Source organism: Janthinobacterium goodfellowi (assembly GCF_051380695.1).
Lineage (GTDB): Bacteria > Pseudomonadota > Gammaproteobacteria > Burkholderiales > Burkholderiaceae_D > Janthinobacterium.
Genome location: NZ_JBNYXN010000002.1, coordinates 417,502 through 441,311 on the forward strand (window position 1 = coordinate 417,502; position 23,810 = coordinate 441,311).

Below are 23,810 nucleotides of genomic sequence, written 5' to 3' on the forward strand. Positions count from 1 at the left end.
AATGATGACCACAATGATGACGACAGTGCCGGTGCGGGTACGCCCTGCGGCGCTGGCGCGGCAGGTGCTGCAGGCGCTGCTCGACGAAGTGACCCTGACGCCGAAACCGGGCCTGGTCGATTTGCGCAGCCGGGGCGCCCACGCGGACTTGAACTGGGCCTTGATGTGCCATTCGGCTTGCGTGCTGCAACCGGTGTTTGCCGCCATGGCCGATGCTGGCGCGCAGAGTGAAGACGACGACCTGCTGCGCCAGCGCATCGGCGCCATCGGCCGCGATGGCGAGGCGCTGATGCTGGCGGCCACGGGCGGCGTGAACACGCACCGGGGCGCCATCTGGGCGCTGGGATTGCTGGTGACGGCGGCGGCGCAGCAGGGCGCGCGCGGCGCGTCGCTGGCGCCGCAAGCCGTGGCGGCGCGGGCCGGTGCGCTGGCCCGTTTGCACGACCGTGGCGCGCCTGTCGCCACCGGCAACAAGGGCGAGCTGGCGTGCCGCCAGTATCACGTTGATGGCGCGCGAGGCCAGGCCAGGGCCGGTTTTCCCCTCGTGACAGGGGCCGGGCTGGCGCAGCTGCACGCCTCGCGGGCGCGCGGCGACAACGAGACGACGGCGCGCCTGAATGCGCTGCTGGCGATTATCAGCCAGCTGGACGATACCTGCGTGCTGTCGCGCGGCGGCGAGGCGGCCTTGCTGGCACTGCAGGCGGGAGCGGCGCGGGTGCTGGCGGCGGGCGGCGCGGCCACGGCCGCCGGCACGCAGGCGCTGCTGGCGCTTGAAGCGGTGGCGCTGGCGCGCGGCGTGTCGCCGGGCGGGGCGGCCGATCTGCTGGCGGCCACCCTGTTCCTCGACCGATTGACAGAAGGAGAAGCGCATGGAGACGCGTAACTACACGTTCCCCGCCGGGCCGCCGGCATCGGGGCGCGCGCTGGCCGGCGTCGTCGGTTCGGGCGACCTGGAAGTGCTGCTGCAGCCCGCCGACGATGGCGTGACCCGCATCGTCGTCAACACCTCCGTCGACGGCAAGGGTGCCGTCTGGGATGCGCTCTTGCTGCGCGTGTTCGGCGGCGAGCCGCTGCCGGCGGCGCGCATCGTCATCAACGACTGCGGCGCAACGCCGGGCGTGGTGCGCATGCGCATCGAGCAAGCCTACGAAGAATTGCAAGCGGGGAGGACGGCATGAGCACCTTGAAGGAGTTACTCGAGCGCGACAGCTTCATCGAACGCGGTGCGCGCAGCCGGGCACGCGCCTTGCTGGATGCGGGCAGCATGCGCGAACTGCTCGATCCGTTCTGCGGCATCGCGTCGCCCTGGCTGCCGCGGCAGGGCGTGACGGCCCAGGCGGACGACGGCGTGGTGGTGGCCAAGGGCCTGTTCGACGGCCAGCCGGCCGTGGTGCTGGCCATCGAGGGCGCCTACCAGGGCGGCAGCATGGGCGAGGTGGGCGGCGCGAAGATCGCCGGCGCGCTGGAACTGGCGGCGCGCGACAACCGCCAGGGCGTGCCGACGCGCGCCGTGATCCTGTTCGAAACGGGCGGCGTGCGGCTGCAGGAAGCCAACCTGGGCCTGGCGGCCATTGCCGACATCCATGCCGCCATCGTCGACCTGCGCCGCTACCAGCCCGTGATCGGCATCACGGCCGGCACGGTGGGCTGCTACGGCGGCATGTCGATCGCGGCGGGCCTGTGCAGCTACCTTGTCGTTACGCGCGAGGCACGATTGGGCTTGAACGGCCCCGCCGTGATCGAGCAGGAAGCGGGCGTGGACGAATTCGACTCGCGCAACAAGCCATTTATATGGAGCCTGACGGGCGGCGAACAGCGCTTTCACAGCGGCCTGGCCGACGCCTATGTGGCGGACGACACGGCGCAGATGCGCGCCACCGTGGCCGAACTGTTCGCACGCGGTGTGCCGGCCCGGCACCGCAGCGACCAGGCGGAAGGCTACCTGGCCCGCCTGGCTGAGGTCGACGCGGCCGTGCAAGCCACGCCGGAAGCCGTGCGTTTGATCTACAGCAAAGGAGTCGCAGCATGAACGCCATCACCAATTCCAGCCGCGGCGCCGTCTGGCTGGCGGCACTCACGAATAACACTGCGCCGCTGGACGGCTATCCGCCTTCCGTGCGCGTGGTCGACGCGCCGCTGGCCGGCGCGCCGGCGCGCTACCTGGCCGTGCTGCCCGACCCGGACAACCGTTTTACGCGCGCCCGCACGGGTGAAATCGGCCTGGTCGAGGCGTGGCAGCTGGCGCGCGCCGTGCAGCAAGTGGTTGTCGAGGACCGCGCGCTGGCCGTCAAGCGCCCCATCGTCGCCGTCATCGACGTGGCCAGCCAGGTGTATGGCCGGCGCGAAGAGGCATATGGCATCCACCAGGCGCTGGCCGGCGCGGCGGGGGCCTACGCCGAGGCGCGCCTGGCTGGCCATCCCGTGATCGGCCTGATCGTCGGCAAGGCCATGTCGGGCGCGTTCCTGGCGCACGGCTACCAGGCCAACCGCCTGATCGCGCTCGACGATCCGCAAGTGATGGTGCATGCGATGGGCAAGGCGTCGGCCGCGCGCATCACCCTGCGCACGGTGGCAGCGCTCGAAGCGCTGGCCGCGACGATTCCACCGATGGCTTATGACGTCAAGAACTACGCGACCCTGGGCCTGCTGTGGCAAACCTTGCAGGTGGCGCAGCCGGACGCGCCGTCGGAGCTTGATCTGGCGCAGGTGCAGGGCAGCGTGCAGGCGGCGCTGGCCGACATCCGCGCCGATCCGGAAAGGGATCTTTCCAGCCGCCTGGGCGCGCCGCACCGCCAGGCGTCGGCAAAAGTCAGGGAGGTGCTGGGGCAGCAGTGGTAGGTGCAACAACAGAGAAGACATCAAGTCATTCCTATTCCAATAACGGAGACAATCATGATCATTTACGGAACCGCACTGCTGGCCCTGTGCCATTTGCTCGGCATCTTCCTGGGCGACCTGCTCGGGCAGCTGATGGGCGTCAAGACCAACGTGGGCGGGGTGGGCATCGCCATGCTGCTGCTGATCTGCGCCCGGCTCTACATGCAGCGCCGATCCTGGCTGCCGCAGATGACGGAGCGGGGCGTCGAATACTGGGGCGCCATGTATATTCCCGTGGTGGTGGCCATGGCGGCGCAGCAGGACGTGGTCGCGGCGCTGCGCGGCGGGCCGGTGGCCGTGCTGGCCGCCATCGGTTCCGTGCTGGTCTGCGGCGCCGTCATTTCGCTCATTAACCGGATGGAAAGCCCGGCCGCCATCGCCGCCGCCGAAGCCGACCCGATGCAGATGAAGGAGCACCGTCATGCTTGAACTCTTTGAAAAAGCGGCCGTCCACAATGGCCTGGTGACGGCGTTCGCCTTTGTCGGCCTGATCATGCTGGTGTCGATGGCGCTGTCAAAATACCTGACCTTCGGCCGCGTGCACGGTTCGGCCATTGCCATCGTGATCGGCCTGGGCCTCGCTTACTGGGGCGGCGTGCATAGCGGCGGCCACAAGGGCCTGGCCGATTTGTCGCTGTTCGGGGGCATCGGCCTGATGGGCGGCGCCATGCTGCGCGACTTCGCCATCGTCGCCACCGCCTTCGAAGTGCAGGCGACCGAGGCGCGCAAGGCGGGCCTGATCGGCCTCGTGGCCCTGGTGCTGGGCGTGGTGCTGCCGTTTCTCGTCGGCGCCGGCGTCGCTTATGCCTTTGGCTACTCGGACGCCGTCAGCATGACCACCATCGGCGCCGGCGCCGTCACGTACATCGTCGGCCCCGTCACGGGCGCGGCCATTGGCGCCAGCTCGGACGTCATGGCCCTGAGCATCGCGGCCGGCCTCATCAAGGCCATCCTCGTGATGGTGGGCACGCCCGTCGCGGCGCGCTTCCTGCGCCTGAAGACGCCCCGTTCGGCGATGGTCTTCGGCGGCCTGGCCGGCACCGTCAGCGGCGTATCGGCGGGACTGGCCGCCACCGACCGCAAGCTGGTGCCGTATGGCGCGCTGGTGGCCACGTTTCACACGGGCCTGGGCTGCTTGCTGGGACCCTCGCTGCTGTTCTTTGCCGTCAAGGCGGTGGTGGCCTGATGGAAGCCTGGCGCGCCCATGATTTGCTGTGGGTGTCCGGCTTGCCGGACGGCGCATCCATGCCTGTCTGGGCCGATGCCGCGTGGCTGGCCGCCGCACCGCTGGTGGTGCGGCGCGCCAGCTGCCCGCCCGGGCGGATTCCCGTGGGCGTGCGCGGCCTGCTGCGCAGCGAACGGCAGGCGTGCGAAGTGGAGGCTGCCGCCGTCGTGCGCCGCGTGACGCCGGAAGTGCTGGCGAGGATGCCGCTGCCTGATTTTTCCTCTGCCGCACTGGACGCGCTGCGGCAGGTCGCGCCCCTGCTCGACGCCACGGGCTGGGCCTGGGGCCCGACGGGCGGCGTCGGATTCGCCCTGGCCAGCGGCTTGCCCGTGCTGCGCGCCGACAGCGACCTCGATCTCGTGCTGCGCATGGCCGCGCCGCCGGACGCCGCGCAAGCCGACGCCCTGCGCGCCATCGCCGCCAAGGTCACGGCGTGCCGGCTGGACTTGCAGATCGACACGGGCCATGGCGGCTTTGCGTATGCCGAGTGGGCGGCGGGGCGGGGCCGGGTCCTGCTGAAAACGGACCAGGGGCCCGTGCTGACGGCCACGCCATGGGAGTCGGCATGAGCGTATTGTTTACCTTTCCCGGCCAGGGCGCCCAGTCTCCGGGCATGCTGCACGCGCTGCCGGACGATGCGGCCGTGGCGGATACCCTGGCCGAGGCGGCGGCCGTGCTGGGCAGCGATCCCTTGACGCTGGACACGGCTTGCGCGCTGGCGTCCACGCGGGCCGTGCAACTGTGCTTGCTGATCGCGGGCGTGGCCATGGCGCGCTCCCTGGCCGCGCGCGGGGCGCTGCCCGACATGGTGGCCGGCTTTTCCATTGGCGAATATGCGGCGGCCGTCGTCGCCGGCGCGCTCGATTACGGCGATGCCGTGCGCCTGGTGGCGCGGCGCGGCGAGTTGATGGAGCAGGCGTATCCCACCGGTTACGGCATGGCGGCCATCATCGGCCTTGAACTGGCACAACTCGAACCCTTGCTGGCCCGGGTGCATGGCGCCGCCACGCCCGTGTATATCGCCAATCTGAATGCGCCGCGCCAGTTCGCCATCGCCGGCAGCGAGAGCGGCTTGCACGCCGTGATGGCGCTGGCCCTGGCGCACGGCGCCGGCAAGGCCAAGCGCCTGGCCGTCAACGTGCCGTCGCACTGCCCGCTGCTGGAAGGCGCCGCGCTGGACTTGCGCGCGGCTTTCGACGGCGTGGCCATGCGCCGGCCGTCGCTCGTCTACCTGAGCAGCAGCGCGGCGCGCGCGCTGTTCGACCCGGCGCGCATCCGCGACAGCCTGGCCGCCAACATGGCGCAGCGCGTGCAATGGGCCGCTACCGCGCGCCTGGCGTGGGAGCGGGGCGCGCGGCTGGCGCTGGAAATGCCGCCGGGCAGCGTCCTGACGCGCCTGACGGCGCCCGACTTCACCGAGGGCGTGGCCGTCTGCTGCGATGGCAACCGGGGCGACAGCCTGCTGGCGCTGGTGCGGCGGGAGCGCAGGGTTTGACGGAGCGGGCTTGAGCGCATGGCGCCTTACAGCCTGGCGCTCAGGCCAACTTGAAAGCCACGGCCCGGCAAGGGCGCGATGTATTTCAGTGGGGAATTGTGCGGCCTGGCATCCGCATCGAGCAGGTTGCTGCCGCTGATGAACACCTCGATGCCTGCAAACGGCGAATTGGCTACCTGCAGGGCGCGGCTGACCTGGAAGTTCACCATGGTGTAGCCGTCGAGCGGCACTTCCTCGCTGACGCTCTTGCCCAGGTACTTCTGCTTGTCATAGCGGGTGCCGGACAGCCTGGCCTTCCACCCCTTGTTTTCCCACTGCACATTGGCGCCATAGCGGTTGGTGGGCATATTGGGCAGGTATGCGCCGTCGTTGTGCGCGCGCAGCTTGTCGGGATTGTCCGCCTTGTTCTTGACCAGGTCGGCGAATGCCGAGATATCCAGCCTGCCGTAGCCGCCAAGCTGCACGACCTGGGCGGCGTCGACCTCGAATCCCCTGACCGTCGTATCGGTCTGTTTCCAGTATTTCAAAGGCAGGCGATTGGCCATCTGGGCGCCCGAGTGGCCAAGGTAGAGGTAGTTGTCGTACTTCATGACGTAGCCCGTTGCGGACAGCTTGAAGCCGCGGTTGGCGAACAGGCCGGTGAGTTCCGTATTCTTCGCGCGCTCGGCCTTCAGCTTCTGGTTTCCCTCTTCCTGGGTCATGATCGAGTAGTGGCGGTTGCTCGCATACAATTCATTGACGTCGGGCGCTCTTTCCGACGATGCATAGCGCAGCTTCGCGCCGAACAGCTGGCCCAGCTTGGCCGAGACGCCCAGGCTATAGCTGTTCAGGCTGAACGACTTGTCCTCGAGTGCGGCATTGCTCGCATTTCGCGACGTCTTGAAGCCGCTCTTGCGGATCTCGTGGTCCACTGTTTCATGGCGAAAGCCCGCATCGAAGGTGGCCCAGTCGACGTCGAGGCTTTCCTTGACGAACAGCGCGCGGCTGACCGTGTTCGTATCGGGAAGGTAGAGCTGCGGCCCGCTGCCGGCGATATCCCTGGATTTATGGCTCAGGCCAAGCACGCCGCTCAATGGCCCGGCGCGCCGGTGCGCCAGCAGAAGCTCGGCCTGATTGGTGTCGAACTGGTAGTCGTTCGCCCTGGCGGCACCCAGGCGCTCTCCCGATGCATTGTTCAAGCGGGACACGCGCAGTTGCATGCTTTCAAGGTACGCGACGGGGGCAAGCAGATGGGCTTCCAGCGCATATTTATCCTGCTGTATCACCACGCCGACGGGCAGCCCCTCGTCATAGTTCGCTCCGAACGACTTGTTTTCCATGGAAAAACCCGGGACACCGTATTCGCTATTCTTGGTATCGACGCTGACGGCCACGTAGCCACGATCGAAAAAGTAGGTGGTGCCGACGGCAAAGTGTGCATTGCTGGCATGGCTGTTGCCCAGGGTGCCGTGGTAGTCGGGCGTCACGTCCTTGTTGATCTTGTTCTGCGTCATCGAGGGCGTGCCCGGCACGTAGGCGGGATTGGCGGGATTGACGTAGGTCTTGCGCTGCCAGACGGAGGTCGGGTTATTGGTATAGAAGGAAAAATCACCGTCCGCCCAGTCCGGATTTTCCTTCATGAACTGGTCGATAAACGGCTGCGAAGCCTTGTTGTAGATCTGCTGGATACGCGCTTCCTTCTGGCAACTGTCTGCCAGGAAGGTGTTGACTCCACCGTTTGCAGGGAACAGCCGGCTGTTGCACACGCCGGCCTTGCTGTTGCCGGGAATATCGTAATGCCCGATCTTCTGGAAGGACAGTTGCAGATTCGTCGAGAAGCGCTTGCCATCGTTGAAGTTCACGCGCAAGCCTTGCGCGTCGGCATCGTTGAAACCCTTGCGCAAGACCAGTTCCACGTCCCTCGGTTTGCTCTCCATCGTCCTGGAAACGATGCCGGAATCGACGTCGACGCTGCCGCCGATGGCATTGCCGCCGAAACGCACGCTATCGGACGATTTGTTGACGCTCACGCTGCGCACGAAAAGCGGATCGAAGGGGATGTTGATGTCGCCGCTGAGCGCATTCATGCCGAGGATGGACTGGCCATCTTCGAGGATCTGCACGCGGCTGCCGCTCAGGCTGCGTATCACCGGCGCGCCCGCATTCGGCCCGAAGGCGCTGCTTTGCACGCCCGAGACATGTTCGAGCATGCCGCCCAGGGTCCGGTTCTGGGCTTGCGTATTGTCGACGAGAACGACGCTGTCGATGCTGGAAGGCCGGTCAGCCCGGACCTTGATGGTTTGCAGGGTGACGTCGTCCGCCGCGTAAGCGAGCGGGGCAGTGGACAGCATGGCAGCTGCGAATACGTGATGGCGCATAGGACTTTCTAAAAAGGCGGAAGGTGGTGCTGGGCGCAGGCCCGGCGTGAAGGCGTAAATGCAATTGAGTTGCAATAATAGCTTGCGCCTGATGCTATTGCAAGTGAACTGCATTTGATGGCGACGGCGGACTGGCGCACGGAACTCGCGCAGCGCAGGCAGCCGGCATGTGCCGGCTACTGGGTTGGAAAGTGGGGAGGTGTGCTGCTCTTGCGCGTTGCGCGTGGTCAGGCCGCTGGCAAGGTGTGCGGCGCAGACTGCATTGGTCCGCCTGCGCCGTGATGGAGTCGCTGCTTCAGGTGAAGTTCGCTGGCTTTTTCGCCTGCAGCCGGCGCGCGCGCCGTTTTCTTTCCCATATGACGATGCCCGTCACCGACAGCATGGCCACCATCACGCCCATGCAGGACATCAAAATGCGTCCCGGCAAACCCAGGATGCGGCCCGAGTGGAGGGGGAATTGCAGCTGCACGAAAACGTCGGCCGCAGTGCCTTCCCAGGGTTTGTGCTGGCCGATGATGCTGCCGTCCATGCCGTCGACGTACAGGTTCGACAAGCCCATGCCGGCTGCGCCGAATTCGTCGGCCGGGTCGAAGAACGAGACGTTGTAGAACGAATAATTGCCGCCGTAATAAATGCCGCCGATGGGCGCCGTGATGCCGCGCTGCATGGCTTGCTTTTTCGCGATGTCCACCGCCTGCTCGAAACCGATGGCGGGAGTGATGTAGCTGCCGTATGGCGCCGGCGTCTGCGTCTCGTACGGTCCCGGCGTGGTGGTCGAGACGAGCGACATGACGGGGTAAAACACTTCGCGGTACAGGTTCAGCGAGAACGACGTGAACGCGACGACGATGATGATGCCCCACACCCACAGGCCGCCCGCGCGGTGCAGGTCGAAATTGAGCTTGTAGCCGCCGGCCGCCCAGCGCACCACCCACGACGGTTTCCAGCGTTGCCACCAGCTGGAGGCGTCGCGGTGGCGCGGCGCCTCGTCCGGGGCGCGCTGGCGCAAACGGCGCGGCGTGGTCAGATACAACGCCACCATGCTGTCGAGCAGCCACACAAGGGCCACCGTCCCCATCAGCCAGTAGCCCCAGCGGTCCGTGCCCCAGAAGGCGGGCACGTGCAGGCTGTAGTGCAGGTGGCGCAGGAACGGCATCAGGCTGCGGCGCGACAGGGAAATGGCCGTCGAATCGCGCGTGCCCGTGATGTGCGCCGTGACGGGGTCGATGTAGACGGTGTTGTAGCCGAGCGCGAACGGTTTGCCCGTGGCCGGGTCGGTCAGCGGGCGCACCATGAAGGCGGCCGCATGGCCTTCCTCCAGGCCCAGGGTCATGTAATTGACTTCCACGCGCGGGTCGGCGGCCGCCACCTTGTGCGCCAGCGCGAACGGCGCCTGCAGGGGGCCGCGGCCTGGCGTGTCCATGATGTCGGCATTGAGCCATTCGTCCAGTTCATGATCCCATGAGGTGACGGCGCCCGTGAGGCCCGCTACGATGAGGAACAGGGCGATGGTGAGGCCGGCCCAGCGGTGTATGACAGTCCAGAAAGCGCGCATGCGGTACAAACCTTCAACATAAAACCGGCTTGTTGCCGCCAGCGCACGCCACCGGGGCGCACAGGGGAGCCAGGCATCGCCTGGTATTTTGATAATGGGAATCGTTCTCATTATCCGCCGTGGCCAGGCGTTTGTCCAGTGCCAATGGTATTGCCCAGGAGTAAATCGCGCATGCTAAGATGCTAGCAAGAAGTTAATTTACATTCCATATGGAAATATTCAGGGTTGAGGCGGCATGCGTATAGAAGATCGGAACAATGTCCGCGTGAGCGAACCCAGCGGTGAGCCGCAGGCGGACGCAGCAGCCACCATGGTGTTCATGCATGGCTTTGGCTGCGACCAGACCATGTGGCGCTACCTGGAGCCGCTGTTTCGCCCCCGCTACCGCACGGTGCTGTTCGACCTCGTCGGCAGCGGCGCTTCGGACCTGGGCGCCTATGATTTCGATAGCTATGCGCGGCTCGACGCGCACGGCGCCGACTTGCGCCGGGTCATCCATGCGGTCGGCGGCGGCCCCGTGATCTGCGTCGGGCATTCCGTCAGCGCCATGAGCACCTTGCTGGCCAGCATCGCCGAGCCGGACCTGTTCGCCGCGCAAGTCATGCTGGCGCCGTCGCCGTGCTATGTCGACGATGCGGCGGCGGGCTACCGGGGCGGCTTCAGCCGTGCCGATATCGACGACTTGCTCGATGCCATGGACAGCAATTACCTGGGCTGGTCCGCCAGCATGGCCCCGGCCATCATGGGCGCGCCCGGCCAGCCGGCGCTGGGCGAGGACCTGGCAAGCAGCTTTTGCCGTACCGACCCCGCCATCGCCCGGCATTTCGCGCAGGCCACTTTTCTGTCCGACCACCGCGCCATCTTGCCGCACAACAGGACGCCGGCCCTGATCGTGCAATGCAGCGACGACTTCATCGCGCCGCTGCCTGTGGGCGAATACTTGCGCGAGATGCTGCCGCACAGCAGCCTGCACGTGGTCGAGAATGCGGGGCATTGCCCGCACATGAGCGTGCCCGATGCCAGCTACCGCGCCATCCGCCACTTTCTCGACGGCCTGCATCTGTAATGCGGGACGCGATGCCTTCCTTGCCTGACGCCCATACCTTGTTCCAGCATGCGGCCTGCGGCTTGCTGCTGTGCACGGCTGACGGCACCATCGTGCAGGCGAACGCCACCTTTTGCGGCTGGCTCGGTTATGGCGCCGGGGAATTGCTCGGGAAAAAGAAACTGCAGGACTTGCTGACCATCGGCGGGCGCGTGTTCCACCAGACGCACTGGCTGCCCCTGATGCAGGTGCAGGGCAGCGTGTCGGAAATCCTGCTCGACATGCGCCAGCGCCAGGGTTCTTCCATCCCCATGCTGTTCAACGCCGTGCGCCGCGTGCACGAGGGCGTGCGCTATGACGAGATCGCCGTCTTTGTCGCCAGCGACCGGCGCAAATACGAGCAGCAACTGCAGCTGGCGCGCAAGGAAGCTGGCGCGCTCAACGAACAGCTGGCGGTCGCCGACCGGCGCAAGGACGAGTTCCTGGCCACCCTGGCGCACGAACTGCGCAACCCGCTGGCGCCCATGCGCAATGTGCTGGAAGTGCTGCGCCTGGCGCAGCTGGACGATCCGCAGCTGCGCTGGGCCCGCGACGTGCTGGGCCGGCAGGTGGGGCACATGACGCACCTGGTCGACGATTTGATGGAAGTGTCGCGCATCACGCGGGGGCGCCTGGAATTGCGCCGCGCCAGCGTGGAGCTGGCGCCCGTGGTGGAAGCGGCCCTGCACAGCGTGGCGGAGCTGGCGGCGCAGTCGGGCCACAGCGTGCACGTGGAGCAATGGCCGCAGCCGATCTGGCTCGACGCCGACGCCACGCGCCTGGGGCAGATGATCGCCAACCTGCTGACCAACGCCGTCAAGTACACGCCCGCCAACGGCGTCATCGGGCTGGAAGTGACCTGCACGGAAAACGAAGTGTACGTTACCGTGCGCGATTCGGGCATCGGCATCGCGCCCGAACACCTGGACACCGTCTTCGACATGTTTTCCCAGCTGGAACCGGCCCTGACGCGGGCCCAGGGCGGCCTGGGCATCGGCCTGTCGCTGGTGCGGGGCCTGGCCGAATTGCATGGCGGCAGCATCAGCGCGCGCAGCGATGGCGTGGGGCAGGGCAGCACGTTCGAGCTGCGCCTGCCGCTGCCCGCCGTGCCCCTGCAAGCGCCGCCCGAACCCAACCGCCGCCTGCTGGCCGGCACGCGCGAGGGCAAGGTGCTGGTCATCGACGACAGTGCCGACGCGGCCGAAAGCCTGGCGCTGGCGCTCGATATCCTCGGCTATGAAGTGCGCACGGCTTACGACGGTCCGGCCGGCATGACGGCAGCGCAAGTTTTTATGCCGCAAGTCATCCTGCTCGACATCGGCTTGCCGGACATGAATGGCTACGACGTGGCGCGGCTGTTGCGCAGCCAGTCCTGCGGCCAGGACACCATCCTCGTGGCCGTCACGGGCTGGGGCCAGGACAAGGACCGCCAGATGGCGTCCGATGCTGGCTTTGATTTACATCTGACCAAGCCCGTGGATTTTTATGAGCTCGATGCGGTGCTGCAAAAGATGCTGCAGGCGGGGTGAGCAGGAAACGATCATAGATGAAGGGAAAAATATGACGAAATTGAATGCTGCGCCAGCCGGTGCCAGGCGGCCTGTCTGGCTCGCCGTGATGGCGGGCTGGCTGCTCCAGCTTGCGCTCAAGGCGCTGCTCCCCCTGGTCCTCCAGGCCGCTGGCGCTTCGCACTGGTATGCGTCCCAGGCCGCTATTTTCATGGGCTCTGCCATTGCCGGTGGGCTGGCCGCCAGGCTGGCGCCCGGCAGGCCGCTCGCAGTGGCCTCGGCGCTCGTCGTGCTGAGCCTGTTATCGGCTTGCTTCGAGCAATTTCCTCAGCCCATGTCTGCAATGGTGGCGCTCGTCTGGTTGGGCGGGCCATGCCTGGGCCTGATCGCGGGCGTGCTGCTGGCGCGACCATGGGCGCGGAACGCACACTGAAACAGGGGCGAGGACGGCATGGCCGTTCCACCCCTCATGATGGAAAGACATGGAACAACTGACAGAACTTGACATCGCCGTTTTCCAGCTGCGCATGGGATTTGGCCATGCCGACCGTTGCGTGGACTGGGCGGTGGAACGCTTGCGCCTGGACCAGGAAGGCGACGATCTGGAAGTCGTGCTGCTGGCCAGCGCCCGGGGTATTGGGGAGGTGCTGCCGCTGGCCGAGGTCATCATCGAGCGCTACCGGGGCGCGCAGCGGCTCAGTGACCAGTTTCTGGCGGGCAAATACATCGTCGAATTGCGCGCCGCCTACCTGGCGGGCCGGGAAAGCGTGGCGTCGCTCGATGCCATCTTTACCCGCCTGTATCCGGCGCTCGCTTATCCGGACTGGCTGGTCATGCTGAGCCGCAATTGCGAGTATGCGACGGACGTGCCCGACTTTGAGCAGCCGTTCGAGGATGAATTCCACTATATCGCCAGCCTGTGGGCGCAGGCGGAGAGTCTGGCCGTGTTCGAGAGCACCTACAGCCGCGCGACGTCGGACCGGCATGATGTCATGCTGGGCTAGGGAATGGCTACGCTGGCCTTGCCAACACTTTTAAGAACAGAATCGATAAAACTGATGAAAATTAGCCACGTATCCGATTCCGCCGGCGCAAAGAGTAATGAAGATCTGGTGGCGATTTATCTGCACAATGCGGGCATCGTGGATATCCTGATTTTTGATGGCGCAAGCTCAGTGTCCGAAAAGAATTATTTCGATACGCTCGCAGGCGACGCCGCCTGGTTCGTGTCCGCTTTTGCAGCCCGGCTGAAAGAAGTGGTCGCGCCCGGATTAAGCCAGCATGACAGCATCAAGCTGGCATTGGCACATTTTCAGCGCGATGTGCAGGCGCGTTTTGATCTGGCGCACATTCCTGCGTATGCCTATCCTATTGCCGCCGTGACGTGGGCACGTATTATCGAAGGTGACGCCAGCGCCGCAGTCCAGGTATATGCCCTCGGCGATTGCAAGCTGTTTGTCTCCAGCGCAGCCGGGGACGTGCACGATATAGATCCCTATGAGAATGCGCAGGAGGACGTGCTAAAGGCGGCCATTGCGCAGTTGAAAGCGCAAGGGATCGAGGACAAGGCGCAGGTATTCGCGGCCTTGCTGCCGATGCTGCGGGAGCGGCGCGCATTTCAGAACTTGCGCGCGGCGCCGGGCATACTGTGCATGTATCCGCAAGGGGAACTCCGGGCCAGGCAGTACGCGTTTGACATGGACAGGCAATCGTACCTGCTGGCAATGACCGATGGTTTTTACCGGCTGGTCGATACCTATGGCCTGTATTCCAAGGAAGGGCTGGTGCGGCGTTGCCGTGAAACGGAGCTGGACGCGCTGCTGCAGCAATTGCGCCAGTTTGAACGGGATAATCTGGCGTCCGGAGCACAGTCTGTCAAGAAGTCCGACGATGCCTCCGCCGTGCGTTATGGCCCGCGCGCGCTCCAGGGCGAGAGTCTTGATGTTGCATAAGCCTGCCCCCGCAGCGGCGCCCGCAGGGGGGCGCTCATTTCACACCATCAAGCCGGCTGCGCACCGCCCACATTGCGGCTGCGGTTTTCCACCAGCACGGAAATACCGAGCACGACGATGCCGCCGCAGGCCAGCATGGCGCCGACCCAGCCCGTCGAGCGCAAGCCCATGCCCATGGCGATGGCGATGCCGCCGGCCCAGGCGCCCAGGGCGTTGGCGATGTTGAAGGCGGAATGGTTGAGGGCGGCGGCCACGGTTTGCGCGTCGCCGGCCACGTCCATCAGGCGCGTCTGCACGGCCGGGGCGACGGCGATGCCGGCGCCGATGGCGAACAGGTTGATCGCCGTCAGCCAGACGTTGCTGCTGGTATAGGTAAACGCGGCCAGGGCGGCGACGTTCCACAGCAGCACGCCGAAGATGGTCCACAGGCGCGAGCGGTCGGCCAGCCAGCCGCCGATCAAATTACCCACCGTCATGCCCACGCCGATGATGGCCAGCAAGATCGAGATGACGAGGGGCGAGACTTTCGTGATTTCCAGCAAGGTTGGCGTAATAAATGTGTAGACGGCGAACATGCCGCCGAAGCCGATCGCCACCATCAGCAGGGTCAGCCACACTTGCAGGCGGCGGAACACGCCCAGTTCGCGGCGCGGGCTCGAATCGCCGGCGGCGACCATGGGCACGAAGATGCGCACCATCAGCATGGTCAGCAAACCCAGCGCAGCGACCAGCAAAAAGGCCGAGCGCCAGCCCAGGGTCTGGCCGATGTAGGTGGCCAGCGGCACGCCGAAGATATTTGCGACAGTGAGGCCCATCAGCACGCGGGCGACGGCCTGGCCGCGCCGGTCCGGTTCGGCCAGGGCGGCCGCCACCAGGGCTGCCACGCCGAAATACGCGCCATGGGGGATGCCGGCCACGAAGCGGGCCACCACCAGTAAACCGTAGTTGGGGGCGATGGCGCTGAGCAGGTTGCCGCCAGCGAACATCAGCATCAGACAGATCAGCATCAGGCGGCGCGGCATGCGCGCCAGGAAGATGGTGATCAGGGGCGCGCCGATGACCACGCCCAGCGCGTAGGCGCTGATCATGTGGCTCATCTGGGGCAAGGTCGTGCCCAGGTCGTCGGCCACGACGGGCAGGATGCTCATGGAGGCGAATTCGCCCGTGCCGATGGCGAGGCCGCCGATGGCCAGGGCCAGGTCGGCATAGCCAGCGCCAAAAGGCGCGGTGACGCGCGGAATCAATGGGTCTACGGAGGCGTGCATGTTCTTGTTGTTTGGGTAAAGAATGACAGGGTGGAGAGGCGCGCGATGGCCCGGCCGGAAGTGGCAATGCGCCACCAGAGTCGACGGCTGGCCGGTATTTTCGGGCGATGAGAACTGCCCAAAGACAACATTGTAAAAGATTCGGGCAAGCTCTGCTGGGCGGCGGCCAAAATATGCTGCACTGCACATAACAGTGCTTGCTCTTGTTGTTAACGATAACACGGAATGCCTGCGATTCCGCCACAGGGCGGGCGAAGAAAACCCGGCTGTGGCGGAAATGGTCTTAGTTCGCCAACGTTTGCTGCAGCGCTTCCAGGCCCGCCACATAGATGCCGTGGAACAAGTCGGTTACTTCCTGCTCGCTCACGCCCATGGGCGTGAAGCGGCCGGACCAGGTGACGCGGGCGCCAGCGCCGCCCGCCAGAGGTTCGACTTGCAGGGTCGACAGGTAGTCCGTGGCGGGAAACGGCGCCTGCAGGATCGAATAGCTGTAGCTGCGCGCCGTGTTGTCATATGCTTCCAGCTGCTCGACGATGACTTCGCCGGCCGGATTGGCCAGGTGGCGGATGCGGCCCCCGTCGCTCAAGGTGCTGCTGGGAATGTAGGGCAGCCAGTCGGGCAGCGAGTTGAAGCCGCCGATCAGCTGCCACACTTGCGCCGGCGTGGCGGCGATGTCGATCGAGGTGGTGGTGTGTGCCATCTGTATTCCTTATCTATTAGTTGGCGTCAGTTGGCAGCGGGGCGAACGGCGATACCAGTTGTTCGGCGCGCATGTCTTGCCAGAAGGCGGCGGGGATGACGCTGTTCAAGGCTGCCAGGTCTTCGGCCAGGCGTTCGGGACGGCTGGCGCCGGGGATCACGGCGGCCACGGCCGGATTGGCCAATGAAAATTGCAGGGCGGCCGCCTTCACGCTGACGCCATGGCGCGCGGCAATGGCCTTGATACGTTCCACTTTGGCGATGATGGCGGGCGAGGCTTTCTGGTATTCGAAGTGCGCGCCGCCGGCCAGGATGCCCGAACTGTAGGGGCCGCCGACGACGATATCGACGTTCTGGCTTGCCGCGGCTGGCATCAGCCGTTGCAGCGCCCGCTCATGGTCGAGCAGGGTGTAGCGGCCAGCCAGCAGGAAGGCGTCGGGTTGCGCTTCGGCCAGGTCCAGGGTCAGTTCCAGCGGTTCCACCTTGTTGACGCCCACGCCCCAGGCCTTGATGACGCCTTCTTCGCGCAGGCGGGTCAGCACGCGGAAGGCGCCAGTGCGGGCAATCTCGAATTGCGCCAGCCAGTTGTCGCCATGGAAGTCTTGCGCGATGTCATGGACCCAGACGATGTCGAGGCGGTCCGTGTCCAGGCGTTTCAGGCTGTCTTCGATCGAGCGCAAGGTGGCGTCGGCCGAATAGTCGTCGACGATTTTGTTCTTGCGGCCGAATTCGAACAAGCCTCCTTTTTCGCCCAGTTCACGGGCCGCCGGGTCTTCCAGATCGTCGAGGATGAGGCGGCCGACCTTGGTGCTGAGCACGTAATCGTCGCGGCGGCGCTGTTTCAGGGCCGCGCCCAGGCGCAGCTCGGCCAGGCCGGCGCCGTAGAACGGGGCCGTATCGAAATAACGGATGCCCGATTCCCAAGCCGCGTCGACGGTGGCCAGCGCTTCTTCTTCGGGAATGTTGCGGAACATATTGCCCAGTGGCGCTGTGCCGAAACCGAGTTTGCCTGTCAGTAAGTGTTTGATCGTCATGGTGTTTTGCCTTCAATGAGTGAGTGAATGGAGACAGAATAGCTGGACAAGTTAAGCCTGTCCAAGACATAATTGGCGCAACTTGAGTCCTTATAGGTCTGATATGCTGGACATGCGCCAATTGCAATACTTCATCGCCGTCGCCGAGGAAGAACACGTGGGACGGGCCGCCGAGCGCCTGCATATTTCCCAATCGCCGCTGAGCCGGCAGATCGCCCAGCTCGAAGAGAAGCTGGGCCTGACGCTGTTCGAACGCAGCGCGCAGCGCATCCGCCTGACGCGCGATGGCCATACTTTCCTGGCCGAAGCGCGCGCCTTCATCACCCACGGCAATCGCCTGGAAGCGCTGGCCAAGCGCCTGGGACGGGGCGACGAGGGCGGCTTGTGCATCGGCTACATCGAAAACGCCATGCATGCGGGCGTCTTGCCCGACGGCTTGCGCACCTTGCGCGCCACGCGGCCGCAAGTCCACGTTGCCCTGTACAACCTGCATTCGGCCGAGCAGATCGAGGGTTTGCGCCAGCGCAGCCTCGACATCGCCTTGCTGTGCGAACCGCCGCTGCCGAACGACCCGGACCTCGATTGCGCGCAAGTGCTGAGCGACCCCATGCTGCTGGCCTTGCCGCAGACGCACCCGCTGGCAGCCAAGGCCGAGCTGACCCCGGCCGACCTGGCGGGCCAGGAGTGGATTGCCGTGCTGCACAAGGAAAGCGCGTTGAAACACGATAACTTCATCGCCGCCTGCGCGCGCGCCGGTTTTACGCCCGATATCCGCATGGAAGCGACGGAACCGCTGACGGCGCTGGGCCTGGTGGCGGCCGGGTTGGGCATGGCCATGATCCAGCACAGCCTGCGCCAGCACGCGCCGGCAGGCGTCGTCGTGCGCGAGCTGCCGTGGTTCAGCTACCGCACGCCCTTGTGGCTGGCCTGGCACAAGGTGAATCTGCGCCCGTTGGTGGGGATCTTCCGTGCAACCTTGCTGGAGCAGGCGGGCGTCGCCGCCTAGATTTTCCTGGCATGTTTCAAGTGCAGGGGCAGCAGCCACCACATGCAGACGATCAGCGTGCCCATCAGGACGCTGGCGACGATGCCGGCCACGTGGCCGAACACTTCCGACATCACCAGATTGGTGCCGAGGATAAATGCCAGCGCCAGCGAAAAGGCGCCGCACATCATGATGCGGTCAGCCACGCGCTTGAAGCGTTCGCGGTCTTGCAGGGGGCGCATGACGCGGTGCTGGATGGCTGGCGCGCTGAGCAGCACCAGGCTGGTCATGGACAGGAAAAACGTCAGCAGGAAGACGATCTTTTCCGTCTGCACGATCTTCGCGAAGCCGCCGTTGAAGGGCAGGATGATGAGGAAGGCCGTCAGCATTTGCGCGCCTGGCAAGAGGATGCGCAATTCGCTGAGCAGGTCGGACAGGTCGCCTTCGTCGCTTGGCTGGTCATCCTCGTGCTGCTGTCGCGCGTGGGGCATGGGGTGGTCCTCGTGGTGGTGATGAGGCCAGTCTACGCGCAGGCGCCCGTGCCGACTGTGGGCGGACGCACCTTCAGAAGCATTGCGCGATGCGTTGGCGCAAGCGCCACAGCGGAGACGAGACGATGGCGGTGGCGCTGTGCGAGGCGTCGTGCCCGCAATGGCCGCAGCTGTGGCGCCGGTGCGGCGCAAGCGCGAAGCTGCCCAGGTCCAGATGCGGATGGCCGCAGCGGGCGCAGTCGCTGCAGTCCAGCGGCGTGCCCGCCTGCAAGGCGGCGGCGAATGCTTGCGCGGCGGGCGGCGTGATATTGAGCTGCACGACGTCGGCAGGAAACAGGCCGGGCAGGGCGCGGCAATCGATGGCCAGTGCGGCCGCGTCGCGCGCCAGCAGGGTGCCGCCGTCATCGGCCAGCGCGCGCAGTTGCAGCAGGCCATCGGAGCCCAGGCGCAAGGTGGTGGCGTGAAAGCGGCTGGGGTCGAACAGTTCCGGATACAGCACATAGCCCATGGGGCTGGCGTGCTGGCGGCAGCGCATCCGCCGCGTCGCCTGCCAGTCGGCCAGGTCGGCCTGCGTGCCCCAGTAGCACTGGTGCGTGCGGCACCAGTGGCGCGCCGCGCCGTTGCGAAACTTTCCGGCTGGCAGCAGATCGCACACGATGATGGCGTCTTCGCCCGCGCCGGCGCGAAAGTGGCCCGTGATGTGCTGCGTGGTGGCGGCAAGGCGGCCCGTGCTCGCCTGCAGGGGCCAGCAGATGCCGGGCAGGGTCAGCGGCGTGGGCAATGGCGCCTCCGCGCGGCTAGCGGCTTGCGAGCCGATAGCGGGCCGGCATGAAAAAGCCCGCCGACTGGGGCGGGCTGTGCTGACGGGAATGCCTGCGGCATGGCCCGGTTTATTCTTCCGTATCGGCCAGGGTGACGATGGCGCGCGCCCACTTCGAGTATTTCAGGTTCGCCAGATCGCGCACGGTCTTGATATTGAACGCCTGCTTGAGCAGTTCCGCATCTTTCTCGCTCACGCCTTGCAGCGCATCGACGGGCGCATCGGCGATTTCCTTGAACGTCTTTTTTTCGTAGGCTTTGTCTACCGCTTTATTGATGTTCATGTGTTGATACTCCTCAGTAAATAGGAAAATTAATTCTACACGTTTTTGCAAACCATCAATTTACGCTTGCATGTTGTGCCGAACTAAATATGATGGAGGTGGGTAAGGCTACGGCCGAGCCTGGTTTTGTTCCACCCGTTAAATTGCAATTATAGCATTTGAATTATATATAGTATAATTGTTGTGTGTGTCGGCGACTATGCGCCGACCTTACCGGACGCCGCGGTACGCGGCACTAATTGACAGCGTTCAGGAGAATACGATGAGTTTGCTAGATCAACTTGCAGGACAGGCGATGAGCGCTTTGGGCAACAAGGGTGCGGAGGGGGAAGCCCCGTCGGGACTGATGGCCAGCGTGATGGACCTGGTCAACCAGCATGGCGGCTTGCCCGGCCTGCTGCAGAAATTCCAGGAAAGCGGCCTGGGCGACCAGGTGGCCAGCTGGATCGGCACCGGCGCCAATGCGCCCGTTTCCGGCGAGCAGATCAAGGATGCGCTGGGCGCCGACACGATCACCCAGATCGCTGAAAAAGCGGGCGTCGCGCCCGACGCGGCCTCTGGCGGCCTGGCCGCCTTGCTGCCCCAGTTGATCGACAAGCTGACGCCAAACGGTCAAGTGCCTGAAGGCAATGACCTGGTCAGCCAGGGCTTGAATATGCTCAAGGGCAAGATCTTCGGTTGATATTCATTGCCGCAGAACTCAAAAACCTCGCAGCGATGCGAGGTTTTTTGTTTTCAGGCTGCGGCCATCATGCCGAAGTGGGGAGGCGCGCCGGTCAGCCTGGCCGTACTCCCCTCCACCAGATAGGAACAATAGCGACGGCGTTCGGCGATGCCGCCGCGCCGCTCCATCAGCTCGCCCAGCATGGCGACGGCATCGGCGGCCATCTTTTGCACGGGCTGGCGCAGGGTGGTGATGTCGTAGCTGAGCCAGCCCGATGCTTCCAGCGCGTCGAAACCGGCCACGGACATTTGCAGCGGCACCTGGATGCCCATCTGGTGGCGCGCCGTGTCCAGGCAGCCGATGGCCATGATGTCGTTGCCGCAAATGACGGCGTCCGGCACGCGGCCCAGGCGGTCGATGACCTTGCGCAAGCCATGGCCGCCGCTGGCGTAATCGTAGTTGCCGCTGACGACGATGGGCGCGGGCAAGCCCAGCGTGAACAGCCGGTCCAGCACGCCGGTCTTGCGTTCCTGCGCCACGGCCGAGTCGCCGGGGCCGTCGATGACGGCGAACTGGCGGTGGCCCGCTTCGGCCAGGCGCGAGACGAGCAGGCGCGCCGCTTCCGCCTGGTCGCACAGCACGGCATGCACGGCGTGTTCGCGGGGGCTGCGGTTGAACAGCACCAGCGGCACGTCGCGCCGGGCGAACTCGGCCATCTGCTCGTCCGACAGGCAGGCGGCCACCACAGCGCCATCGACCTGGTATTGCCACACATCGCTCAAGACCCTGCCGACGTCCGCTTCGCGCTCCAGGGTAAACAACAATAAACGCTTGCCCTGGCGGGCGATTTGCTGACTCAGGTCGGACAACACTTGCGGATAGTACAGATTGGCCAGCTTGGAAATGATGACGGCCACCAGGTTCGAGCGCCGCGTGATCAGGCTGCGCGCGGCCGCGTTGGGGATGTAGTCGAGGCGGATGGCCGCCTGCATGACCTTGGCGTGCGTGGCGGGCGAGACGCTCGCGCCCGGCTTGAAGCAGCGCGATACGGCCGATTGCGACACGCCGGCCAGCAGGGCCACGTCATACGAAGTCACGCGCCGTCCGGCGCCGGGCAGGGCGCGGGTGGCGCTGATGGGTGTCCGGTCTACAGTATTCTTTTTTCGCATATTGGTCTGGCAAGCAACCTGTCTCAAAGTATTCCTGCAGGCCCGGCCGCTTGTGGCGGCCTGGGCGGGCAGAATGAGCATAGCGTAAAAGATTGCCGCATAGCAAGACTGTTTTCTTAATCATGTTGCAAAAAATATGACTGAATGGCAAGTGGTATGCATGCCCCTCAATCGGGACTGTCGCAGGGGCCGCTGCCATACGGGCTGAGGCGTCCCGGCGGGTCCACGCGGCGGGCGCTGAAATCGCTGGCCAGGGTGGGTAACGGAAAATCCGCCGTGGCGCTCGCCTCCGTGCCGCTGACGGTGCCCCGCACAGTCAGGGCGACGTCCACCCAGGAACCAAAGTTGCGCGGATAACTGATGGTGACGGTGGCCATGCCCAGCGCGTCGCTCAAGCCGCTCGCGCTGACGGTCAGGGGGATGCCCGGGTCGAGCACGCCATTGCCGTTGCGGTCGTAGGCAGCGTCAAAAATGCCGTTGCGCAAGACGTCTTCGTTGGCGCAGCTGTAGTGGGGCAGGGCCAGGCGCCAGACGCCCGTGTCGGGGAATTCGGGCTTGTCCGCTTGCCACACGTACGACCCCTTGGCATAGCGGCTGGGCCAGGCGGCGGCCGTGATGGCGACGCCGGACACGGCATTGCCGGCGCTGTCCGAGACGAATACGGCAAAGTCCTTTTGCAGCACGCTGGCCGAATATTCGCGCAGCGCGCTGCCCGTGCCCAGCTTGACCGACAGTGCTTGCCGCGCCACCGTCAGGCGCACGAGGGCCGTGGCGGCCGCTTGCGGAGCGCCTTCGATGCGGGCCTGGATCAGCACGCCATCGCGGCCGCTGTCGGCCGGTCCCGCCACATACACGGCGCGCGCCAGGCCGTCGCTGCCCGTCGGCACCCGGCCCGCCTGCCGCAGGTAGCCGCCGCTGGGGTCGCTCAAGATGGTAAACACGATGGGCGCATTCTTGACCAGGTTGTTCGCCGCGCCATCGCGCACCACGGCGCTGATTGTGCTGATACTGGTGCTGGCGTTGTCGGCCGAGGCGGCCGAAGTGCTCGTATTGGCGCGCAGCACGGCCGGCTCCGCCTGCACGGCCAGCTTGCTGGCAGGGCTCAATGGCGCGACGAATTCCAGCCGCGTCTGCGCCGAGGGCCCACCGGCCACGGCCGCCGTGATGGTGGCCACGCCCGCGTTGGCCGACTGCACATAGCTGCGCGGCAAGTTGCCATTGCTGAAACTCAAGCTGGCAGGCAAGGCCTGGCTGCAGGCACTGTCCGCGAACAGGCTGCCGCGCGTGGTCGACAGGCTGGCGCTGCCCGGTTGCGCCACGCCCGCCTTGTCGTAGCGCGCATCGATGGGCTGGCACGCCAGGGTCGCCACTTCCGGCAGCACGTCCGCGCCGCTGGCGTCCTGGTTCACGGCCGGACTCAGGCGCAGGTCGCTGCCGGCCACGGCATACGCTTGCGTGGCGGCGGCGCCCAGCGCGCTGACGGACACGGCATCCTTGCCCAGGCTGCCTGCCGTCAGGCGCAGCACCAGCTGGCCTTGCGCATTGCTGAGCGCCGCGCCGCCATCCTTGACACGCACACTGTTGCCGGCGCCCGTGCTGTAGGCGATGGCGGCGCCAGCCACGGGCTTGTGCGCCGAGTCGCGCACGGTGACGGTGAGATCGGCGCCCTGGCCCAGCATCAAGGCGGATGGCCCCAGCAATTCCACGGTGCTGCCCGTGACGGCCACCGTGCCCTTGCCGCTGCGCGTGCCGACATTCGCCGTCACGGTGATGCTGCGGTTGCTGTTGGCGCCTCCGGTACCCAGCAGGGCGCGCGCCTGGCCGTTCTTGTCCGTCACGGCATCGACGCTGCCGAGGATGCCGGAATCGGCGGCAAAGGAAATCTTTGCGTTTGGCAAGGCCAGGTTGGCGCCATCCTTGACGAGGGCTGTGACGGCCACTTCGCCGCCGGCCAGGCCCGCCGAGGCCAGTTCCGTGCTGGAAAACACCAGGCTGACGGCACTGGCCAGGCTGGCCGGCTCGGGCGGCGTGACGGGCGGAATCACAGGGGGCGTCACGGGCGGGGTGACAGGCGGCGTGACGGGCGGATTGATGGGCGGTGGCGGGCTGCCGCCGCAGCCTGCCGTGCTGTGCAGCGAGCAGCCGCCGGACGCCTGCGTATCGGTGCCGCCCCCGCCGCCGCAGCCGGCCAGGCAAACGAGGAAGGTGGCCAAGCTGGCGGCGGGCAGGTGGCGCAAGGGGGCGAGGGGCATGATGGTCTCCGGGAGCTTGCCGAGTTGCTCGGCATCAATTTCCCAAGAGTAGCTTTTGCGTGCGGCGGGTACTTGATGCAAAGCAAGCTTATGCT

General features: G+C 65.8%; 25 protein-coding genes. 15 read left to right on the forward strand and 10 right to left on the reverse strand.

Annotated features, from left to right (window positions below; all coding sequences use genetic code 11):
• The first annotated feature begins 1 nt into the window (after position 1).
• Genes ACQ4WQ_RS09835 through mdcH form a run of 8 tightly spaced genes read left to right on the forward strand, consistent with a single transcriptional unit; the run spans position 2 to position 5,597 of the window.
• Positions 2 to 883 carry a triphosphoribosyl-dephospho-CoA synthase gene (locus ACQ4WQ_RS09835; protein WP_436497389.1) on the forward strand — a complete coding sequence of 294 codons (882 nt, stop codon included), beginning with the start codon at positions 2 to 4 and terminating at the stop codon, positions 881 to 883.
• On the forward strand, positions 870 to 1,178 hold the full coding sequence (locus tag ACQ4WQ_RS09840; protein ID WP_436496583.1) for a malonate decarboxylase subunit delta: 309 nt from the start codon (positions 870 to 872) through the stop codon (positions 1,176 to 1,178). Before ACQ4WQ_RS09835 ends, ACQ4WQ_RS09840 begins: the two co-directional genes overlap by 14 nt.
• Positions 1,175 to 2,029: a biotin-independent malonate decarboxylase subunit beta gene (locus tag ACQ4WQ_RS09845; protein WP_436496585.1), complete on the forward strand. Its 855-nt coding sequence runs from the start codon at positions 1,175 to 1,177 to the stop codon at positions 2,027 to 2,029. The genes ACQ4WQ_RS09840 and ACQ4WQ_RS09845 overlap by 4 nt, the downstream gene beginning before the upstream one ends.
• Positions 2,026 to 2,838, forward strand: coding sequence for a biotin-independent malonate decarboxylase subunit gamma (mdcE, locus tag ACQ4WQ_RS09850; protein WP_436496587.1), 813 nt, complete (start codon positions 2,026 to 2,028; stop codon positions 2,836 to 2,838). Before ACQ4WQ_RS09845 ends, mdcE begins: the two co-directional genes overlap by 4 nt.
• 54 nt (positions 2,839 to 2,892) lie before the next feature.
• A complete protein-coding gene (gene madL, locus ACQ4WQ_RS09855; RefSeq protein WP_436496589.1) occupies positions 2,893 to 3,306 on the forward strand; it encodes a malonate transporter subunit MadL in 414 nt (137 codons plus the stop codon).
• On the forward strand, positions 3,299 to 4,063 hold the full coding sequence (madM, locus tag ACQ4WQ_RS09860) for a malonate transporter subunit MadM (protein ID WP_436496591.1): 765 nt from the start codon (positions 3,299 to 3,301) through the stop codon (positions 4,061 to 4,063). Before madL ends, madM begins: the two co-directional genes overlap by 8 nt.
• Positions 4,063 to 4,671: a malonate decarboxylase holo-ACP synthase gene (locus ACQ4WQ_RS09865; RefSeq protein ID WP_436496593.1), complete on the forward strand. Its 609-nt coding sequence runs from the start codon at positions 4,063 to 4,065 to the stop codon at positions 4,669 to 4,671. The genes madM and ACQ4WQ_RS09865 overlap by 1 nt, the downstream gene beginning before the upstream one ends.
• The gene (gene mdcH / locus ACQ4WQ_RS09870) at positions 4,668 to 5,597 is read left to right on the forward strand and encodes a malonate decarboxylase subunit epsilon (RefSeq protein WP_436496595.1); all 930 of its coding nucleotides are present in this window, start codon (positions 4,668 to 4,670) and stop codon (positions 5,595 to 5,597) included. Before ACQ4WQ_RS09865 ends, mdcH begins: the two co-directional genes overlap by 4 nt.
• A 26-nt stretch (positions 5,598 to 5,623) precedes the next feature.
• Here mdcH and ACQ4WQ_RS09875 read toward each other — a convergent pair whose 3' ends face one another.
• Both ACQ4WQ_RS09875 and ACQ4WQ_RS09880 read right to left on the reverse strand, forming a co-directional pair.
• On the reverse strand, positions 5,624 to 7,927 hold the full coding sequence (locus ACQ4WQ_RS09875) for a TonB-dependent receptor (protein WP_326456319.1): 2,304 nt from the start codon (positions 7,925 to 7,927) through the stop codon (positions 5,624 to 5,626).
• Positions 7,928 to 8,249: 322 nt separating this feature from the next.
• Entirely contained in the window at positions 8,250 to 9,509 is a 1,260-nt protein-coding gene (locus ACQ4WQ_RS09880) for a PepSY-associated TM helix domain-containing protein (protein WP_436496597.1), read from the reverse strand.
• Positions 9,510 to 9,744: 235 nt separating this feature from the next.
• Between ACQ4WQ_RS09880 and ACQ4WQ_RS09885 the strand changes: the two genes are divergently transcribed.
• The 5 genes from ACQ4WQ_RS09885 to ACQ4WQ_RS09905 are packed head-to-tail and all read left to right on the forward strand — an operon-like array spanning position 9,745 to position 14,053.
• The gene (locus tag ACQ4WQ_RS09885; RefSeq protein ID WP_436496599.1) at positions 9,745 to 10,575 is read left to right on the forward strand and encodes an alpha/beta fold hydrolase; all 831 of its coding nucleotides are present in this window, start codon (positions 9,745 to 9,747) and stop codon (positions 10,573 to 10,575) included.
• An 11-nt stretch (positions 10,576 to 10,586) separates the two neighbouring features.
• Entirely contained in the window at positions 10,587 to 12,122 is a 1,536-nt protein-coding gene (locus ACQ4WQ_RS09890; RefSeq protein ID WP_436496601.1) for a hybrid sensor histidine kinase/response regulator, read from the forward strand.
• Between the two features lie 31 nt (positions 12,123 to 12,153).
• Positions 12,154 to 12,534, forward strand: coding sequence for a hypothetical protein (locus ACQ4WQ_RS09895; RefSeq protein WP_436496603.1), 381 nt, complete (start codon positions 12,154 to 12,156; stop codon positions 12,532 to 12,534).
• Between the two features lie 49 nt (positions 12,535 to 12,583).
• Positions 12,584 to 13,105 (forward strand): hypothetical protein, encoded by a 522-nt coding sequence (locus ACQ4WQ_RS09900; RefSeq protein ID WP_436496605.1) that lies wholly within the window; start codon positions 12,584 to 12,586, stop codon positions 13,103 to 13,105.
• A 3-nt stretch (positions 13,106 to 13,108) separates the two neighbouring features.
• Positions 13,109 to 14,053, forward strand: a complete 945-nt coding sequence (locus ACQ4WQ_RS09905; protein WP_436496607.1) for a hypothetical protein — start codon at positions 13,109 to 13,111, stop codon at positions 14,051 to 14,053.
• 47 nt (positions 14,054 to 14,100) lie between these two features.
• Here ACQ4WQ_RS09905 and ACQ4WQ_RS09910 read toward each other — a convergent pair whose 3' ends face one another.
• The 3 genes from ACQ4WQ_RS09910 to ACQ4WQ_RS09920 form a co-directional block, all read right to left on the reverse strand.
• Entirely contained in the window at positions 14,101 to 15,318 is a 1,218-nt protein-coding gene (locus ACQ4WQ_RS09910; protein ID WP_436496609.1) for an MFS transporter, read from the reverse strand.
• 283 nt (positions 15,319 to 15,601) lie between these two features.
• Positions 15,602 to 16,018 (reverse strand): SRPBCC family protein, encoded by a 417-nt coding sequence (locus ACQ4WQ_RS09915; RefSeq protein WP_436496611.1) that lies wholly within the window; start codon positions 16,016 to 16,018, stop codon positions 15,602 to 15,604.
• A gap of 16 nt (positions 16,019 to 16,034) precedes the next feature.
• Positions 16,035 to 17,051 carry an aldo/keto reductase gene (locus tag ACQ4WQ_RS09920; RefSeq protein ID WP_436496613.1) on the reverse strand — a complete coding sequence of 339 codons (1,017 nt, stop codon included), beginning with the start codon at positions 17,049 to 17,051 and terminating at the stop codon, positions 16,035 to 16,037.
• Between the two features lie 103 nt (positions 17,052 to 17,154).
• Between ACQ4WQ_RS09920 and ACQ4WQ_RS09925 the strand changes: the two genes are divergently transcribed.
• A complete protein-coding gene (locus ACQ4WQ_RS09925; protein WP_436496616.1) occupies positions 17,155 to 18,057 on the forward strand; it encodes a LysR family transcriptional regulator in 903 nt (300 codons plus the stop codon).
• On the opposite strand, the gene ACQ4WQ_RS09930 is transcribed toward ACQ4WQ_RS09925, so the two are convergent.
• The 3 genes from ACQ4WQ_RS09930 to ACQ4WQ_RS09940 form a co-directional block, all read right to left on the reverse strand.
• Positions 18,054 to 18,527, reverse strand: coding sequence for a DUF6328 family protein (locus tag ACQ4WQ_RS09930; protein ID WP_436496618.1), 474 nt, complete (start codon positions 18,525 to 18,527; stop codon positions 18,054 to 18,056). The genes ACQ4WQ_RS09925 and ACQ4WQ_RS09930 overlap by 4 nt on opposite strands.
• Before the next feature lie 73 nt (positions 18,528 to 18,600).
• Positions 18,601 to 19,308, reverse strand: a complete 708-nt coding sequence (locus ACQ4WQ_RS09935) for a hypothetical protein (protein WP_436496620.1) — start codon at positions 19,306 to 19,308, stop codon at positions 18,601 to 18,603.
• 109 nt (positions 19,309 to 19,417) lie between these two features.
• On the reverse strand, positions 19,418 to 19,630 hold the full coding sequence (locus ACQ4WQ_RS09940; RefSeq protein ID WP_034751103.1) for a hypothetical protein: 213 nt from the start codon (positions 19,628 to 19,630) through the stop codon (positions 19,418 to 19,420).
• Positions 19,631 to 19,892: 262 nt separating this feature from the next.
• Here ACQ4WQ_RS09940 and ACQ4WQ_RS09945 point away from each other — a divergent pair, with 262 nt between their 5' ends.
• The gene (locus tag ACQ4WQ_RS09945; protein WP_436496622.1) at positions 19,893 to 20,312 is read left to right on the forward strand and encodes a YidB family protein; all 420 of its coding nucleotides are present in this window, start codon (positions 19,893 to 19,895) and stop codon (positions 20,310 to 20,312) included.
• Positions 20,313 to 20,365: 53 nt separating this feature from the next.
• Here the strand turns inward: ACQ4WQ_RS09945 and ACQ4WQ_RS09950 are convergent, their stop codons facing one another.
• Positions 20,366 to 21,463 (reverse strand): LacI family DNA-binding transcriptional regulator, encoded by a 1,098-nt coding sequence (locus ACQ4WQ_RS09950; protein ID WP_436496624.1) that lies wholly within the window; start codon positions 21,461 to 21,463, stop codon positions 20,366 to 20,368.
• A gap of 167 nt (positions 21,464 to 21,630) precedes the next feature.
• Positions 21,631 to 23,715 (reverse strand): Ig-like domain-containing protein, encoded by a 2,085-nt coding sequence (locus ACQ4WQ_RS09955; protein WP_436496626.1) that lies wholly within the window; start codon positions 23,713 to 23,715, stop codon positions 21,631 to 21,633.
• Between the last annotated feature and the right edge of the window lie 95 nt (positions 23,716 to 23,810).